The sequence below is a fragment of the Vibrio sp. Vb0304 genome, from assembly GCF_033338995.1.
Lineage (GTDB): Bacteria > Pseudomonadota > Gammaproteobacteria > Enterobacterales > Vibrionaceae > Vibrio > Vibrio alginolyticus.
On the sequence record NZ_JAWOTT010000143.1, the window covers coordinates 1 to 1,361 of the forward strand.

3 protein-coding genes are annotated in these 1,361 nt (G+C 46.4%); 1 reads left to right on the plus strand and 2 read right to left on the minus strand.

Features of this window, described 5'->3' with window-relative positions; genetic code table 11:
* A partial coding sequence (tatC, locus tag R7P35_RS24515; protein ID WP_318092943.1) for a twin-arginine translocase subunit TatC occupies positions 1-419 on the plus strand: 419 nt, incomplete at its 5' end.
* 78 nt (positions 420-497) lie between these two features.
* Here the strand turns inward: tatC and R7P35_RS24520 are convergent.
* On the minus strand, positions 498-632 hold the full coding sequence (locus R7P35_RS24520) for a hypothetical protein (RefSeq protein WP_005478679.1): 135 nt from the start codon (positions 630-632) through the stop codon (positions 498-500).
* Positions 633-886: 254 nt separating this feature from the next.
* A partial coding sequence (locus R7P35_RS24525) for a TatD family hydrolase (protein WP_318092945.1) occupies positions 887-1,361 on the minus strand: 475 nt, incomplete at its 5' end.

A 1,361-nucleotide genomic window follows, 5' to 3' on the forward strand; every position in this document is an offset into this window, starting at 1 on the left:
TCATGCCATTGCTGTTTTCTAGCTCGTTGCTGTTTTACTGTGGCGTGGCCTTTGCGTATTACGTTGTATTTCCACTGGTATTTGGCTTCTTTACTGCGATTTCTCTCGGTGGGGTTGAGTTTGCGACCGATATTTCGAGCTACCTAGATTTTGTGCTGGCGCTGTTTATGGCGTTTGGTATTGCGTTCGAAGTGCCAGTGGCGATTATCCTACTTTGTTGGACTGGGGCGACCACGCCGCAAGACCTAAAAGAGAAGCGTCCATACATTATTGTGGCTGCGTTCGTTGTCGGCATGCTGCTGACGCCGCCAGACATGATTTCGCAGACGTTACTTGCGATCCCAATGTGCTTACTGTTTGAGGTTGGTCTGTTCTTTGCTCGTTTTTACACTCGTAAAGATGAGGAAGAAGAGGAGTAATCCTTCAGTTTTTAGACAGTAAAAAGCGGCTCAAATGAGCCGCTTTTTTATTGCGGTTGGTTTGCTATTTTGGGCTAACTACTTAACTTTCAACACGTAACCACATTTAGTACAGACATAAACTTCTTTGATGCCTAGCAGCTTTTGAAAAAAGTTGCGTGGTACGCGTTGCAAGTAAGCACCATGTGTACACATTTCAATATCCGTATTCATGTTGTTTTACACCTGTGCTAAGACGTAGGCGAATAGCAGTATAAGAAAAGAATGTGTCGAGTTGTCGACAGTCACAAGAAGCGTACTGATGGAATACGTATGATGCGAAGTGGGTAGGGTTACAAGTTAATAGTTATGTCTATCAACACTACAGTATTGCTGGTTGAGTCGTTTCAGGTTTGGCCTGTTCACCCAACCGTTTAGGCAATAAAAAAGCGACCTAGTGTGGCCGCTTGTTGCGTTTGTTGTCTTGCTTAAATCTTAAATAAGTTTTTTGCATTTTCCGTGGTGATAGCATCTATGGTTGCGACTTCTTCGCCACGCAAGTCTGCCACTCGCTGCGCGACGAGCGATGTGTAAGCTGGCTCATTGCGTTTACCGCGATGCGGCACTGGCGCCAAATATGGGCAGTCTGTTTCTAAGATGACCCATTGCATGTCTAAGTGTGGGATGACTTGGTCCATGCCGCCGTTTTTAAATGTCGATACACCGCCTAAACCAAGGTGGAAGCCCAACTCGTTAATTGCTCGTGCCTCTTCTAAGCTGCCACCAAAACAATGGAACACGCCACGCAGGCGACCGTCTTGCTCTTGACGAAGCAGAGTCAGCGTTTCTTCGATGGAATCGCGGGTGTGGATCACCACAGGTAAATCCATCTCTTTTGCCCAATTGAGTTGGGTTACGAAAGCCATCTCTTGCTCTGCCCGGTAGGTTTTATCCCAATACAGG